This window comes from Niabella aurantiaca DSM 17617 (assembly GCF_000374125.1).
In the GTDB taxonomy this organism is placed as follows: domain Bacteria; phylum Bacteroidota; class Bacteroidia; order Chitinophagales; family Chitinophagaceae; genus Niabella; species Niabella aurantiaca.
The window spans coordinates 140,956-157,034 of record NZ_KB893643.1 but is presented as its reverse complement, the minus strand read 5'-3'; the positions used below and the strand labels follow the sequence as shown (position 1 = coordinate 157,034).

Here is a 16,079-nt window from a genome sequence, read left to right as displayed (position 1 = left end):
ACATGGCAAATTTCAAACCGTTTTATGGTATTAAAATATTAAAGGTGGGTGATGCGGTGGCAAACAATACGCCCCCCGCCTCATTAAAGGAGTTGCCCTTCACAAAGGTTGACACAGCGGTATACGGCAAGGCCGAAGATTCGTTTAACGATATTCCCGTTGAAGAGAGTGATATTCCGCTGACGCGCTTGAAAACGCAAGTTGGTCCGCGGACTTATCTTGTAACCACCTATTGCAACGACCTTGAATTAAAGGCGTACCTGGAAGGCGGAACATATACGGCCGGATCTGCCGGACCTCCTGCGGTGGGGGCAAAGTATTCCCCCCCGGTTCAGCAGCAAGCGATTAACCGGTATATCAAAATTGAATTGATTCAGGGTAAGACTATTGAGATTTTCAATGCGAGTGTTTCTTTCGTTGAAAATACGATTACCCAAAAATCTGGATTACCTGAATGGCAGGTCACATTTACGGCTCAGGCTGTTGACGCAACCTACTTCCCGGTTATCGAAACAGAACCTCCGGTAGCTTAATTAATTAACCTAATCTGAACCCAATGGGCGGTGAGCTAATCGCCGCCCTATTTATTTTATGGACATAAGAAAAGAGTATATCGACCGGAGGGAAGCGGAGGTTCTGCTGGAAAGGTCTGCGGTCGTTTCGGCTGTAGTGAAAGAAACCCCGAAATGGTGGCAGTTTTGGAAAAAGGAAAGGGTTGTAAAGTATTCCTTTGATGTGGTACCCATTCGGGGCGCACAACAGCACCGGATCCAAAACCGGTTGGCTGATCTTGACGAAACTCCATTTCATAACAATGAGCCCTTAGCATTGGTGTTTTCAAAGATGATCACGGCCCACTACGAGGATATTGTTTACTGCATTGCCGTGCTGTTATCCCATCCCAGGAAGGAACCTACAAAATGGCTTATTGATTTTGTTAAAACAGAGTTGAGCCATGAACAGTACGCCCAGATATTAAATATCGCTTACAGGGATTCGGATATGGTCCCTTTCGTCAATGGTATAATCTTGATGAAAGGCATAAGCCTAAACAAGGTGAACCCCAGCGCCTGAGTGAGAGCTATAGCACTTGGGAAACAATAGGAGGAGTAATGAAGTATTTCAGGATGTCATGGGATGAGATTATGCATGAACGTAGCTGGGCCAACATCTGCATGCTCATGGCAACGATTCCGGATCATTCAGTAGATAACGAAAGCGATGGGCTTTCTCCGGCAGCAAGAATGGCCAATTCATTAATGCAACAATAAAAATAAATGGCAGAGATAGAAGAAGGTAGCGCGCATTATAAAATTACGGCAGATACGTCAGACCTGCATGGCAAGGGGGTGAAAGATGCTGTTGATGCATTTCAGAAGATTTCTTCTGAGGCCGAGAAGGCTGGGAGCAAGATGGATCAGGCTTTCAAGGCTAAGCATGTTGAGCAGTACAAAAATGTTATTGATCGCCTGACGGGGACAATAGCTGAGAATGAAAAATTCTTAGCCACACTCATAAATGAGCAAAACGCTCACTCAGCATCCCTAAAAAATGGAGAAAAGGTTACCGCCGAATATCTTGCGAAGGAAGCTCAGCTGGCAAGTGAAGTGTCTTTTGTCACAAAAGTGTTGCAACAACAACGTATAGAACAGACTGCGGGCGCTGGATCCGTGGCGGCCTTAGATGCCCGGGTTAAACTTCTTACGCTAAGTTATAATCAGCTATCTCAAGCGGAACAGAAAGCACTTGTCGGGCAAACACTTCAGAAGGAACTCGGAACGGCTAAGGTAGCCCTTGAGCAAGCTAAAAAGCCACTTGACGATGTAGGAAAGACGGCGACAACCATGGGGAGTAAGGTTTCTTCGGGCGCTTCTGCTGCGTGGGGAGCGCTTAGAAAACTAGCCTACATAATACCTGGGTTGGGTATTGCAGGTTTGATAGGTATTTTAATTGACCCGATAGTTAACCTGTTTTCAAGGATATTAAAGGGGAGTGAGGCTGTTCAGCGATTGAAGAAAGAACTGGATGATTTGAAATCAGCCCAAAAGGATGCAAACAAAACGGCTGGAGAGCAAATAGGGCAACTGCATTCATTAAACGCAGTTTTACAGTCAACCACCGCATCGGCTAAGGCAAAAAAGGGGGCATATGATGAGCTGGTTAAACTTTATCCTTCGTATGCGGATCAACTCCGGGACGAGTACGAAAAGACGGGAAATGTAGCAAATGTTATAAACACGCAGCTTATACCTGCGATAGTAGCAGCTTCAAAAGCCAGAGCGTTGCAATCCAGAATGGATGCCCTTACTACACAAAACCTGGATCTCGATGACGAGATGTTGCGTATAGCGAAAGAGCAGAACAAAGCAGAGCAGGACCTTGCAGAAATACGCAAAAAGAATAAACGGGAGGGAAATGATGTTGGATTTGCTGCCGTGAACAGGGGTCCTGATCAGGAGGATATCGCTTCGACTAAAGTAAAAGCAATAAAGGATAGCTGGAAGGAGGTTTACACCCAACAGCAAGCGAATACTAAGCAGCTGGATGCCTATGCGGGGCAGATTACATCTATTCAGGCAAAAATGGGTAATCTCACCACCTCCGGAACAGATGCTGGACGAGGGTCAGGTAAGGGCAGAACGCCAAAAAATACAGACCAGGCCGAATTTGCGGCTAAAAAGGCGCTTGAAGACCTACGTCAGAAAATAGCAGACTCTAAAGGGAAATTTGATATTCAATTCGGAAGCAATATCGAGAGCGAACAGGATAAGATTAATGGATACTTCAACGGCCTGAAGCGTGATGTAATAGCATTTAATTCTAACCCAAAGAATAAACTACACCTTATTGATTCCAAGACCGCTTTTGCAGATATAGAAAATAACAGAAAGCATGCGCTTGGTCTCGCTGATTTTGACCAGGGGTCTCAAAATTTATTTAAACAACTTCAACAGGATAAGGCCGCATACAAGGACTATGAAGATTTTAAGTTAAAATACGGTAAAGATTCGGCTGATCGCCTGTATTCAGACCTTCTTACAAAAGGGGAGTCGTATTATCAAGAATTGAAGCTGTTAGAATACAGTATGACTAAAGCCGACGAGTCTGGAAGGCTGGATTCAGCGGGTAAGGCAAGATTGGTGCAGGTTAAGCAATTGGCTACTGAAGCAGCATTTGAGAGCGAACAAATGGCCAAGCGGCGCGTAGAAATCGAAACCAAAATGTATCTGGATCTACTTCAAAAGGCCGGGAACTACCAGGTGCAGGTCGATTTACTTGAAAAGGAACGCACCGCCCGTATGGCCGCACTGGAACGGGACAGAACGCATATAGGTGAAGAAGAGTATAAACGCCGGTTCGCGATAATAAATAAGGCCTATGAGAAGGGCACCAAGGAGCTGAGCATTTTCGAATCCGATCTATTTAAAAAGCTAAATAGCGATGTAGAAACCGGATCTAAGGAGCAGATTCAGGGAATCATTAAAGATCTGGATGAAGCTCTTCGCACCGGTAAATTAAAAGACGCCACCGGCAAAATGGTTGACGTTCCACCTGATGTGTTAATAAGGCTGGCTTCGGCCAAGGAGCAATTAAAAGGTATTATTGAGCAGATTATTGGCATACAGATCACAAGCTCTAAGATAGGCAGGGTTGCGGTTGATTTGGATAAAGTTGGGCAAGCGCTGACAGGAATAGGGGGCGCGTTGTCGAGCGCCGGAGATGGGAGTATGGGGGAGACGGTTTCTCGAATGGGTGAGTTGCTAATAAATATAAGCACCGCATATACGAGTATTAGCAAGGTCGTGAAAACGGCAAAGGATGCAATTAAATCTGGCAAAGACGTAGTAACGAACTTGCTGGAGTCAAATGACCTTTGGGGCGCGATTCTGGCTATTATCAATATTGTTGTTAGCCTGTTTGGGGCTGGAAAACGATACAAGGATTCTCTTATAGAAGCCCAAAGGGCGCTTGCCGATCAAAATTCGGACCTGATTCTTGGAGAGTATAAGATATCTGAGCAATTGCGTGAGCAAAATATGCTTCGAGCAGAAGGCATCAAGCTGACGAAAGAGCAGCTTGCGGCACGCAGGAAGGTTGCAGAGGAAAATGATAAGCAAATCCAGGACGAGACTAAGCGTCTGCTGGAGGAAATCCAGGGCGGCGAACAGGTTTATTATCGCTATATCGACAAACCGGGTGGGCTTAATAAACTTTTTGGCGGGAAAGCTACAACGAAAACAAGGTACGGCGGTTTAGGATCATATAAAACGGAGGATTTTATAGCCTATATGAAGGCGGCTGGGTATGGAGATCTTAATATTTTGAATGATATCGTAAATAAGTATGGGCAGGGAGGTACAATATCAAGAGCAGCCTTGGACGACTTAGATATTAAGGGATTGTTTGGGCAGAAGAACTCGCAGGGCATGAAGTCTTTTCATGAAGCCATAAGCCAGCTCGATGCTTCAGGTAAGCGAATTAAGGTCACTTGGGATGAATTGAAGGACCTTAACGCTAAGGGTCTTCTCGAGGGATCAACAAAAGCGCTATATGATCAGCTCGCCGCACTTGAACAACAGGGGGTGGATGTTCGCAATGTGCTAGCCGATATTGCGGCTGAAGAAAAGGAAATAGCAACCGCCACCACCGCCTCTGCCATCTCCGATTCAATCGTTCAGGGGTTCCGCGACGGCAAGAGATCCGCAGCTGATTTTGCCGGGGATTTTGAGTTACTTATGCGCGAAGCATTACTGAACAGCCTGCGGTACGATCCGGCTATGGAAAAAGCCGCCCAGGATTGGTATGATCAGTTTGCCGCCGCTGCTGCGGATGGCGTTATCGATGCTACTGAAAAGAATGTTTTGAATCAGGGGTATAAGGACATGATTGAACGAAACAATGCCCGGGCTAAAATGCTGGAAGAATCTACCGGCATCAGTCTTTCTGATCCGAAGGGCGGGAAATCAGTAAATAATTTGTCGGGGGCTTATGCTCAGGCATCACAGCAAAGCATTGATCTACTGACGGCGCAGTCAATGGGAATGCGTGTTGCCCAGCTAACTACCAATGACCTTTTAAAAACGGGCTTTGTGTCGCTGAACGACATTGCAAACAGAAGTCTGGACAACCTTCAAAAGATCGAGAGGAATACGTATAACACAGTTGAACGCCTGGATAATGCTGTAAAGTATTTGAAAAGCATGGACGGTAAAATGACCGATACTACAAATAATAACAGGCTAACAGGAATATAATGAAGTACACGATATACAGAGGGGCGACGAAGATTATTGAAAACCTGAAAGTAACCGGGGCGGCGAAGACTACGGTGATGCAGAACGATTACGTGGAGGTGAGCTTTCGGCTAACGGCTCCCGTGGAATTTAAGCCCGGGGATAAGATCACTGTTTTTGGCAAGGATTACTTTTTGAATATACCCGGAGAATACGAAAAGCAATCATCGAGGGATCATGTTTACAAACTTATTTTTGAAGCTAAATGGTACGATCTGAACCGGGTGCTGTTCAAGTTTCCGGATAGCTTCGATAATTTGACTGTTACCGAAAGCTCGGTTACTATCGATGCGGCGGGGGTGCTTGCTCTAATCGTTTCGAACATGACGGCCGCCGGTTATACCGGCTACACGGTTGGCCAGTGCGACGCCACCGACGAAAAGCAGTTTGATTTTTCGAACCAAAACTGTATGGAGGCTTTGGTTAAGCTTTTTGATACCTATAAGCTGGAGTTCTGGATCAGCGGCACGACGATAAATTTCGGATTGCGGACCTTGGCCACCGCCTACACAATGAAATACGGTCGCGGGAACGGATTGTACTCTCTTTCCCGTAAGAATAAATTCACTGCAAATCCGTTTAATAAGCTATATGTAAAGGGCGGTACGCGCAATATCCCGCCGGATTATGGGTCTGACCGCCTGCGGTTACCATCGGGGACGTTCATTAAGGATGACGCACTGATTACTGAGTATGGGGGAGTAATAGAGCAGGAAAAGACATTTGACGACATTTTTCCGAAGCGATATGGTACGGTGACCGCCATCGACGCCGGCAACCGGCTGGTATTTAATGATAGCTCCATCGACTTCGATATTAACGATCACATACTGGGAACGCCGGAGCAACCGGTTAAGCCAGTGATCCATTTTGAAACCGGCCTCCTGGCGGGTTATGACCTCTCTTTGGTTTCATATGATCATGCCACTAAGACCATCACCTTAGAGGTTAATACCAGCGAAAAACTGGCTGAAAAACCCGGCGCAACATTCTACCCTCAGGTCGGAGATAAGTACGGGATTTACGACATCCTGATGCCTCAGACCTATATCGACAATGCGGAGCTTGAGCTACTTACGGAAGGACAGAATTATTTTGATGAAAACAAAGCGCTCGAAAAGCGCTACCTGTATGGTTTGGAAGTAGATCCCCTGCACATCCGCCGGAATTATATTGAGCCAACTACGGAGAAAAATATTCGGGTAATTGACGAGGCTTTGGGTATTGATGAGGTCCTTCGGGTGAATTCCGTTTCCCGGCCGATAAGTAATGCTGATTCCCCGGTTGATATTTACAAGATTAATTGCGAACTATCTTCCGTTGTTTCTGCTTCTTATCAGTCGCTGACCCAGCTGGAAGAAAAGGAGAATGAAATCTACAAAAACGGGGTGACTGCCCGACTGAATATTAATACCCGGACTGCGAGACAGTACTATGCCGACTTTAACGACCTGCTGAAAACGTTGTTTGACCCTACCGGTGGGGATCTTCAGAATATATTGGCCCTGGCCGCTAAATTCGGCACCGACAACCAGAACCTGGACTTTGACGGCGTTACCTTTTCGCCAAATTTTGAAAACGACGAGAACAAAATCAATATCTCTGCCGGCAGCCTGATTCATTACATCTATAAAGTAGATGAGACGCATTACACCTGGACAATGTCGGCAACGACGGTTTCCGGGCTGGATCCCACGAAGCTGTACTATGTATATGCGAAAATCAGCAAAACAAGCGTGGTGGATACGGATTGGATCATCAGCGAGAATAAAATGCTGTACGATGCTGTTACCGGGTACTATATCATCCACATCGGTACACTCATGAAAGTGGTGGACGGCAAACGCCGGTACTACTTTGTAAAGGGGGTGACCACGATCCTGGGGGATACGATTACCACAGGTAAGATCCAAAGCGCCGATGGAACATCGTTTGTTATTGACCTGGACAATAATACACTCACGATCGGTGGAGGATCCGGAGGCGGTATGATAACCGTTTATACTGCCACTCCGACGGCTTACAAAGTTCAGGATCGATGGATCCCCGCGGCTGATACAACTATTAGCGAGGTGGTATTTAAAGCCGGAAAAACCTACGTAACCCAGTTCACCCGGTCATCCTTCACGGCAGCCGACTGGAAGATGGACACGATGGTGTATGTACAGTCCACCCAGCCGCAAAATTCAACAACGTTTGTTGGGGCAATATGGATCGATACATCGATAGGTAACATCACAAAAACCTACAACGGATCAACCTGGACTATAACGGATGCGTCCGGGGCAACGGTGTTCACAACTTTGCCCAGTGGATATAAGACTGGAGATCTGTACATCCCTTCCGCCAATCAAACGATCAACGGCCGGACATTCTACGCCAATAAAGTGTACAGGGCAACTACCAATGCCGGTACAGTGGACACCGATTTTGCTGAAATCGACTACACCGGAGCGACCATTTTTACCAGCCTGCCATCCGGGTGGAAGGTTGGCGATCTATATATCCCGTCTACGCAAGTAACTATCAACGGCAAAACATTCTACATAGGCAAGGTATACCGGGCCACAAGCGCCTCCGGGACCGTTGATACGGCATTTGTGGAAGTGGATTATAAGCCGGGCGCTCAGATTTACACAACGCAGCCTACAAGCTATGTAAAGGGTGATATCTGGGATGTAGCATCATCAACCGTTATAAGCGGTATCCAGTTTACAGCTGGCGATCGGTATATTTCCCAAATGACGGCCACATCTTTCAGTGCAACCCACTGGAAGAACGAGAAAATGATCTATGTACAGGGTACGGCGCCACAAACGAAAACGGCCCTGACGAACGCTCTATGGGTTGACACTTCTAAAGGCAATATTCAAAAGTTCTTCGACGGATCCAATTGGATTGAAAAAGGATCGCCCGACTCTAAAGTATATTCCCAATCGCCGGTGGCTTACGAAATCGGCAGCCTGTTCATCCCGAATACAACGACAGCCATAGGGAGTACAATATTCTATGTTGATAAAGCGTACCGGGCAGCTTCCAAGACGGGCGATATTCCGGCCGACTTTTTAGAAGTGACATCGGGAGATTATTACCGCTCCGCTCCTTCAGGGTGGAGTACAGACGATCTTTTTAGGCCCACGACTACAACGGTTATTGGCGGTATCACATTTTCCAGCGACAAAGTTTACCAGGCAACAGGGAATACCGGAAGTGTTTCGGCTGACTTTTTAGAAGTGCCTGCAGCTAATGTGTTTTGGACTAACCCCATGCCCTACAAAGCGGGGGATATGATTATCCCGTCTTCCAATTTCACAATTGGGTCCAAGACGTTTTATTCGGGCAAGATATACCGCGCGTCTGGAAATACGGGTGATGTGGTAACCGACTTTGGCGAAGTGAATTATGGTGCCAGCACTTCATATGTGGGGAACACCGCACCATCCGGTTCCGATTTTAAATTGTATGATACCTGGCTGGAAACAAATGCCAGCGGAGGCAAACTGTGGTATTGGAATGGATCTGCATGGACCGAAGGGGTAGTAGGGTCTGATCCATCCGGGGCTGTGGCCGATTATTTGAATGACGCGCTACTGGATATTAGTACCGAAATTACAAAGGGGCTTGTTTTGTCCGGTGTAATAGGCGCAAAAAACTCTTCAGGGACCGTTACAGCTTATATGAACGGATCAGATTACACAATCGGGTCAAGCCCTTCGCAAATCTGTTTTGCAGCCGGGGTTTCCAATTTTGGGCTGACAACCGAAACGCAGAAAGTGGCGATCCTGCGGGATGGTTCCGGATGGCTGGCTGGAGGGAATATAAGTTGGAATACTGCTGGGGATTTGACCGTAGATGCGACTGTTTATGCGACAAGCGGGGAAATAGGGTCTCTTTCGATCAATAATGACGGGTTATTTGCTGATGGCGTAAGTATAAATGCGACCGGAATTAGTTACGGCGTAATTAGCGAGGTTTCGGGTTGGTTTTATAGCAAAGGCTTCAACCTGGGAAAAGAGACTTCTTCTTATAAATCTGACTTCAACGAGAATAAGACGCTATTGTCGCTGAATGCAGAAAAACACTCATTGGATTCTTCTGGTAAATACGATTCAGGCGACATAGCGTTGCGTGTGCTTAATGGGTTTATCTACATGGATAATGTCAAGAACTCATCCGGGACATCGGCCAAGGGTCGCGTAAAATGGAAGTCAGACGGGACGAATAAAGTATTGTATATCGACGACTCAACTTTTTAAATAATAAGTATAATCATTATGAATAAAAGAGTAATTTTGAATCTGCTAACAACAAACTTTGTTGACCTATGACACTGGATTTAACCAACTTCGCGTTTACGGACGCCGGGGGTAAAAAGCGGGTAGTATTAACAGACGCCCAGCATCACCAATTTATTGCAAACACGGTCTGTTTCAATGTTAAAGATATTGGACTGTTTGAAAAGATGCGGGCACTTTACAATAATGGGTCGGTTGAACTAACAGATACCGAAAAAGACGCCGTTCTGTCTGTGATTAAAGATAAATTAAGCCCGTTCCTGGCTTATCAATTCACAAACTTTATCAATGGCTCCATGTAACGATCTATATTACTTAGATGGGGTGGATATGTACACTGCCTATGGGTTCGTTCCGGAGCCACAGTGCTCTATTGATATAATTTCCGACTTCCCCTTCAAAGAGCGCTATTCTCACGACTGGAAAGACGAGAACGGCACAGAAACAGATCTGGACGTACCGCCACAACTCGCTAATAAACCGATCACTTTAAAAGGCTACATACAGGCGGTTTCGGAAAGTGACTACGCGTCTAAAAGGGCGGCATTAGCCAATAAGCTAAAGTCTGCGGGCACAATGGCATTGTATCACACCGAGAGCAATCTTACGCACTATGTGTTTTGTAAGCAGCCCGTAAGGGTTCCAGAAAGGTTAACGCGCATCAGGTTTACTAATCCGGTATACATTAAAGTTGAAATTTATTTAGAAGCGCAGCACGAAAACCAAACAGGCATACCCGTAGTTGGTGCAGGCGGTGGCGCATACAACATAATTGGTGCATCATGAGTACAACAGTTAGAGTAAAAGATTTAATAACCGGCAACGATACAGACTTAGTAATCATGTCACCGGGGGAGCTATCGCAGTCAACAAAAGAGCAGCTAGACCCAACAAATCTATTTATTGTGGGTACGGTAACATCGGGTTCCTCCCCATCCGTTTCTATTATTGGCAGGACTGTAAATTTTGTTTTGCAGCAAGGGCCGCAGGGGCCGAAGGGCGCAGATGGCTCAATGAATTTTGAGGACCTTACACCGGAGCAAAAAGAGGAGCTTAAAGGAGATACTGGCGCGACCGGCCCGGCCGGAGAAACCGGAGCTACAGGGGAAAAAGGCGACACTGGCGCAACCGGATCCACCGGCCCTGCCAACACTTTGAGCATCGGAACGGTTGCGGGCGGCGCTTCTGCTGGAGCAACAATAACCGGCACCGCTCCAAACCAAACACTAAACCTTACCCTTCCGAAGGGCGATAAGGGTGACAAAGGCGACACCGGTGCAACGGGCCCCGGTGCAATTACTCCGTTTCTTTTATCGTTGGGTATTTCTTCGGCGCAGACACTGGTTTCGCAGGCCTTTGAATCGATAGCTTTCGTAAATGCTGCGGCCGAATGGGATAATACGAATAAGAAGTTCATTATCCCCGCTACAGGGACATACCTCTTTGTCTTAAAGGCAAGAGTAGTCGACGACGACTCAACAACCTCCTTCGGGCTTGGGGTTCATACCGCGATTGCAGACAACTCAACCTTTTCCTGGTCAACAAACGTCCCGGTAGGCCGAACGTCATTTTCGAATTCGCGTATTATGGCGTTGTCTGAAGGCGTCTCTGTGTATCCATTTGTCTTTTCGCAGGAGGTTGTCGATCTGGATGTGAATGGGACGAGCCTTGAAATCGTTCGTGTTTCTTAAAAAGTATCAAAGTACAGTAAAATGGCAGAATTAAACTTAACACAAAGAGCTGCGTTGAAAAACAGCACCCGTTTTCAGAACCGATTACACGCCGCAGCAACAAAGACGGCGCAGTATTGGAATAGCTTCCCGATCTCCACTTTTGAGGGGTATAATGAGGCGACCCGGAAAAGAAAAGAGTTAGCCAAGCGGATCCTGGAAAGAGGCATCGTGTCTGCGGGATACATTTCGGATTTCGTGAGCTCTTATAACAACTCAACGCCCGTTTTGGAGACGGCAGATCCGTTTGACGCAGAAAACAACCAGCTGGCCGATAACGAGCTTGCAGATAGCCCTACCAGCGCGTCCGTATTCGACCGGCAGGCTGGTGTAATCCCCGGCGATGACATACGGCAAATTGTATTATAGATAATAAACTGAAACCCGATGTCGGAGAGTGATTTAAATAAATACGGATTTATAAGTGCCGCGTGGAAGCGGGGGTTAGTCATCGGCATATTGACGTTGCAGACGATTGCCATTGTGTGGCTGGCGAAAACAACGGTGCCTAAATCATCATACAAGGATTGCATGGATGAGGCCGTTAGGAGGGAGGCGAAGTTGTATAAGTATGAGCGGGTACTAAATCCCAAGCTCGATTCTTTGGAGATGCGTCTTGAGCAGGTGAGGCAAAAGACCGACGACAATGAAACTATTTTAAATAAAGCAATAAAAATTAAAAACAATGCAGACAAATAAACACTTTGTGCTGCCCATTGTTGCAGCATTCGTTTTTGGTGTCATTATTTCGTTTATTCCGCCGTATCAGTCGCCTGCACAGCCGATACGCACTGATTCGGTTTCCACAAAAATAAACCGGATTGAAAGCAAAATTGAGGTTACGGAGAATAAGGTCGATTCTAATACAATTAAGACGCAGATACTACTCGCTTTCCTAAGCAAGCCCGATACTAAGCCAAAGGTTGTAACAAGGACGCAGATAAAGAAAATAATTGTGAGGGTGCCGGTTGAAGTTCCTGTTTGTCGGGATGAGAACATCTGGCTAACGGAAGGCCAGTACGTTAATCGCGCAATCATTATTTACCAGGCGTGCAGGTCTTACGGCGGCGATTCCTTCCGGCCGTATAGTTACGCAGAATGGAAGATGCAGCGGGGCTTACTTCAAAATAAATCCTATCGACTTTACGAAAAATATTTACATGAAGAAGCTAAGCAATAATACAGCGTTCTGGTGGATTGTGGTAATTGTTATGTGGATCTTAATGGGCATTGGACTACTGTCCTGCAATCCAGCTAAGCGGGCCGCAAATAAGCTGCAATGGGCGTACAGACATAGTCCCGGAATGGTAGCAAGGTTCGCCCGCGATTCGTTTCCCTGTATTGACAAGCCGGTTGATTCGGTGATCAGGTTTGTACCCGGTAAGCAAGATACAGTGACCGATTGGCAATATATATTCCTGAAGGATAATGACGGCAAAATTGATACAGTTCTGGCGCCTTGCAAATGCGCTGAAAAGGCCCCCGATACTGTGTATTACGACATTAATCACCGGGTACTGGACAGCGCGGCGGTTGATTTAGAAAGGAAGCGTGCTGATTCGTTAAGCAAGGTTGTGGCTGAAATAAGCAAGGCAAAAAAAGGCGCTCAAAAAACAAATAAGGTCCTGTGGTGGGTGGCCGGTGCCGGGATCCTGGGCACTGTCTTAATGGGCTTCGTCGGCTCAAAAGGCGGCTGGATCGTGGCGCTGATCAAGGGAATTCCTAAAATTATTCAACTATTTAAAAAGAAATAAATGGCAACAGTTAAATTAGATCCGGCAGGGATCGTAACAATAAACGGCAGGAGGTACCCGGCTGCCAAAGGCCAGGTAAGAGCCTATGAGGATGCGACTGACACCGGCGTCGTGTTCGCAATATCGGCGCTGACGAACTTCGACCGGTACGAATACACCGACTTTATTGACGAGAGTGGCAACCCATTTGCCTCCCGGCAGGCGGTGATCGAATATATCAACACAAATTTTCCTAAAGCATCCGGTGTGACCGCCGAGCAGTTGGATGCGAAGATCCAGAACAAAACCCAGGCGGAGTACGACGGGCTGACGACGGAAGAAAAAGAAAACGGAACGCTTTACTTAATCCCTATTGTGTAAGCCATGTATTATTTAGGACAGGAAACAGCGAGAATCTACCACGGAGGCGTCGAGATTGGTAAAGCGTACCGGAACGGATCCCTGGTGTTTGACAACAGCCTGCACGCGATTACGCAGGCGGTATTATCCTATGCCACAGGGCAGGGCTATACATTGCCGTCTGATCTTGGGGCTTATGATGCACATATCCGGGGCGTGGAGGTGGTCCTTGCAAAACTGGATCTGTATTATATCTTATGCGGCGATGGCGGGACGGGCTTTAAGCTGATCAACGTCGTGAAACCGGGAACCTACAACGGAACCGGTTTAGGGGGTCTTACCTGGTTGAGCGGGGGCGTGCAGGGCAACGGAACGAACGCCTACGTAAACACGAATTTCAATCCTTCTTTGCTGCCTGCGGGGCAAAAGTACCAACTGAACGACGCGGTGCATGGTGGCGTAGTGTATGCAGTTAACGGCGCGAATTGGTATGACAACATTGTCGATATTTCCGGTGGCGCTTCCAACGCGAACAGCCTTTTTTCTCTTTCGGCATCCGGCCACAAGATCAACCAGTCCGGAAACAGCCTGCCGGCAGCCGTGGACCTGGGAGGAACGGGACTAAAGATCATTCAGAGGAAGACGAGCGCCGGGGTGGAGCTGTACAATAAAGGCGTCATGTCAACGGCAACGATCGCCTCAACAGTGATCGACAATAGCACGCAGCGGCTGTTGTCTACCGGGTCCGTGAATTTCGGAAAGGGCACGATCGCCAGCTACCTGATGGGTGCAGCGCTGACGAGCACGAATGTTTCCACGCTCCGTTCCGCAACGAACACTTATTTAACCGCCTTGGGTTTAACCGCAGTGGCATAATAAAACAATATGATAGTAGCAATAATCACAGAAGAAAAAGCCGGGGAACTTGCCGGTACGGAATACGGACCAGGTGTGCAGTACAACCCAGTGCAGATGCCGGATACGCGGTGGTTCATATCCCTAGTGGAGGCGCAATACCTAACCGTTGGCGACATCGTGGATCTGATCGACTACACGCCGGATTCGGATTTGGAACCTTAATTTAAAAACAACAAAACAATATCATGAAAAAAATAATCAATTGGTTTATGAGCCTGTTTAATTCAGCCAAAAGAGCAATCGAAAAGGCAAGACCTTTCGCTCATGTTGCGGTGGACGCGGTAAACATATTCAAAAGCATCGTGGAAGGAAAGGAGTTTCAGTGGTTTTCGGAATTACTGCCTGATGATTTAGGGCAAGAGATAAAAAGCCGGCTAATGAAGGCCTATGAGAAGGCCGCCCCGGAAATACTGGCTGCAGTTGGAATACTAGAGTCCAACACCCCAATACTTTCCTTGATCGATTTTTTGAAGACAAAGATTGAGTCCGATCGGGGGGATTTTTACGCGGAGCTCGCCGGGCGGCTGATTCAGCATTTGGCAGATGGAAAGATCGATTTGAGCGAGGCTATCGACCTTGGGCAGATGGTTTATAAAGGAATTGTCAAAAAATGAGCGATAAACCTGTAAAAGCTAAGCCTCATTTTTATGCCTGCTGCCTGCTTCCGATGCAGGAAATCGCAAAAGATTTGGGCTATAACTTAATTGTTCACGGAAGCCTGAACCGGGATATGGACCTGGTGGCAATCCCTTGGGTTGATGATCCGAAGCCGGAAGCTGAATTAATTCAAGCATTGGATCGCTGGTTGCGTGGAGTTTCCTATACTGACGAATCAGTGGAAAGAGGGTACTTGTTCTCCGTGTTACCAGGTGGTCGGCACGGTTACGTCATCAACCTGAACCGGGGAGGTAGGTATAATCAATACACTGATGAGCAGTGGTATCTGGACATTTCAATTACTCCGTTACCAACAAAACAAATTTTTATTAATTCTTGCGATCCGTTTATGCCGGGACAGGAAAAAATATACTAAATGAAGTCTATTCTTACAGATAAAGACTACCAGGATGCGGCCCGAATATTGGGCGTGGAGGTGGCCGCGATAAAAGCCGTGGCACAGGTGGAAAGCGCAGGGGCTGGGTTCCTGCCGGATGGACAGCCGAAAATCCTTTTTGAACGGCATTATTTCCACCGGTTGACCGGAGGTAAGTATGATAAAGTTGGTCCGGATATTTCCGGACCATACAAGACCGGATCATACGGACCCGGCGGCCAGCACCAGCACGACCGGTTAGAAAAGGCTGCCGCCCTGGACCGGGACGCAGCGCTACAATCGGCAAGCTACGGGAAATTTCAGATCATGGGATCAAACTTCAAACTGGCAGGGTTCGCGACACTGCAGCTGTTCATAAACGCAATGTATTCCGGAGAACCCGCGCACCTAATGGCCTTCTGTAATTTCATCCGGAATACCGGCCTTCTGCCGGCCTTAAAGGCTAAAAACTGGGCGGCATTCGCACGGGGATACAATGGTACTGGGTACGCGAAGAACCGGTATGATGAGAAGATGGCAGCGGCGTATAGGAAGTATTCGCAATAAATATATCGGGGTAGTTCAATGGTAGAACAAGGGCCTCCAAAACCTTTGATGTGGGTTCGATTCCTACCCCCGGTGCTTCATATGGCAAGCAATCGTTTACCCGGTGTTTCTACGCCGGGTTTTTAGTGATAAAAAATATTTTTCAAAAA

At 47.0% G+C, this 16,079-nt stretch carries 17 protein-coding genes and 1 tRNA gene; all 18 read left to right on the top strand.

Features of this window, described 5'->3' with window-relative positions; translation table 11 throughout:
- Positions 1-2: 2 nt before the first annotated feature.
- Positions 3-533, top strand: a complete 531-nt coding sequence (locus B160_RS0117305; protein ID WP_018629187.1) for a hypothetical protein — start codon at positions 3-5, stop codon at positions 531-533.
- A gap of 58 nt (positions 534-591) precedes the next feature.
- On the top strand, positions 592-1,074 hold the full coding sequence (locus B160_RS0117300; protein WP_018629186.1) for a hypothetical protein: 483 nt from the start codon (positions 592-594) through the stop codon (positions 1,072-1,074).
- Positions 1,075-1,277: 203 nt separating this feature from the next.
- Positions 1,278-5,255: a hypothetical protein gene (locus tag B160_RS0117295; protein WP_018629185.1), complete on the top strand. Its 3,978-nt coding sequence runs from the start codon at positions 1,278-1,280 to the stop codon at positions 5,253-5,255.
- Positions 5,255-9,550: a hypothetical protein gene (locus tag B160_RS0117290; RefSeq protein WP_018629184.1), complete on the top strand. Its 4,296-nt coding sequence runs from the start codon at positions 5,255-5,257 to the stop codon at positions 9,548-9,550. The genes B160_RS0117295 and B160_RS0117290 overlap by 1 nt, the downstream gene beginning before the upstream one ends.
- A gap of 68 nt (positions 9,551-9,618) precedes the next feature.
- On the top strand, positions 9,619-9,891 hold the full coding sequence (locus tag B160_RS0117285; RefSeq protein ID WP_018629183.1) for a hypothetical protein: 273 nt from the start codon (positions 9,619-9,621) through the stop codon (positions 9,889-9,891).
- The gene (locus B160_RS0117280; protein ID WP_018629182.1) at positions 9,878-10,375 is read left to right on the top strand and encodes a phage tail domain-containing protein; all 498 of its coding nucleotides are present in this window, start codon (positions 9,878-9,880) and stop codon (positions 10,373-10,375) included. Before B160_RS0117285 ends, B160_RS0117280 begins: the two co-directional genes overlap by 14 nt.
- Positions 10,372-11,280 carry a collagen-like domain-containing protein gene (locus B160_RS30755; protein WP_018629181.1) on the top strand — a complete coding sequence of 303 codons (909 nt, stop codon included), beginning with the start codon at positions 10,372-10,374 and terminating at the stop codon, positions 11,278-11,280. The genes B160_RS0117280 and B160_RS30755 overlap by 4 nt, the downstream gene beginning before the upstream one ends.
- Before the next feature lie 21 nt (positions 11,281-11,301).
- Complete coding sequence (locus B160_RS0117270) at positions 11,302-11,688, top strand: hypothetical protein (protein WP_018629180.1); 387 nt, start codon at positions 11,302-11,304, stop codon at positions 11,686-11,688.
- Between the two features lie 18 nt (positions 11,689-11,706).
- Positions 11,707-12,018 (top strand): hypothetical protein, encoded by a 312-nt coding sequence (locus B160_RS0117265; protein WP_018629179.1) that lies wholly within the window; start codon positions 11,707-11,709, stop codon positions 12,016-12,018.
- Positions 12,005-12,499, top strand: a complete 495-nt coding sequence (locus B160_RS0117260; protein ID WP_018629178.1) for a hypothetical protein — start codon at positions 12,005-12,007, stop codon at positions 12,497-12,499. Before B160_RS0117265 ends, B160_RS0117260 begins: the two co-directional genes overlap by 14 nt.
- A complete protein-coding gene (locus B160_RS0117255) occupies positions 12,480-13,073 on the top strand; it encodes a hypothetical protein (RefSeq protein ID WP_018629177.1) in 594 nt (197 codons plus the stop codon). Before B160_RS0117260 ends, B160_RS0117255 begins: the two co-directional genes overlap by 20 nt.
- Positions 13,074-13,433, top strand: a complete 360-nt coding sequence (locus tag B160_RS0117250) for a hypothetical protein (protein WP_018629176.1) — start codon at positions 13,074-13,076, stop codon at positions 13,431-13,433.
- Between the two features lie 3 nt (positions 13,434-13,436).
- Positions 13,437-14,288, top strand: a complete 852-nt coding sequence (locus B160_RS0117245; protein WP_018629175.1) for a hypothetical protein — start codon at positions 13,437-13,439, stop codon at positions 14,286-14,288.
- A 9-nt stretch (positions 14,289-14,297) separates the two neighbouring features.
- Positions 14,298-14,492, top strand: coding sequence for a hypothetical protein (locus tag B160_RS0117240; protein ID WP_018629174.1), 195 nt, complete (start codon positions 14,298-14,300; stop codon positions 14,490-14,492).
- Positions 14,493-14,515: 23 nt separating this feature from the next.
- The gene (locus B160_RS0117235; RefSeq protein WP_018629173.1) at positions 14,516-14,944 is read left to right on the top strand and encodes a hypothetical protein; all 429 of its coding nucleotides are present in this window, start codon (positions 14,516-14,518) and stop codon (positions 14,942-14,944) included.
- Complete coding sequence (locus B160_RS29480; RefSeq protein WP_018629172.1) at positions 14,941-15,363, top strand: hypothetical protein; 423 nt, start codon at positions 14,941-14,943, stop codon at positions 15,361-15,363. Before B160_RS0117235 ends, B160_RS29480 begins: the two co-directional genes overlap by 4 nt.
- On the top strand, positions 15,364-15,930 hold the full coding sequence (locus B160_RS0117225) for an N-acetylmuramidase family protein (protein ID WP_018629171.1): 567 nt from the start codon (positions 15,364-15,366) through the stop codon (positions 15,928-15,930).
- Positions 15,931-15,934: 4 nt separating this feature from the next.
- Positions 15,935-16,005, top strand: a tRNA-Trp gene (locus B160_RS0117220).
- Positions 16,006-16,079 lie beyond the last annotated feature (74 nt).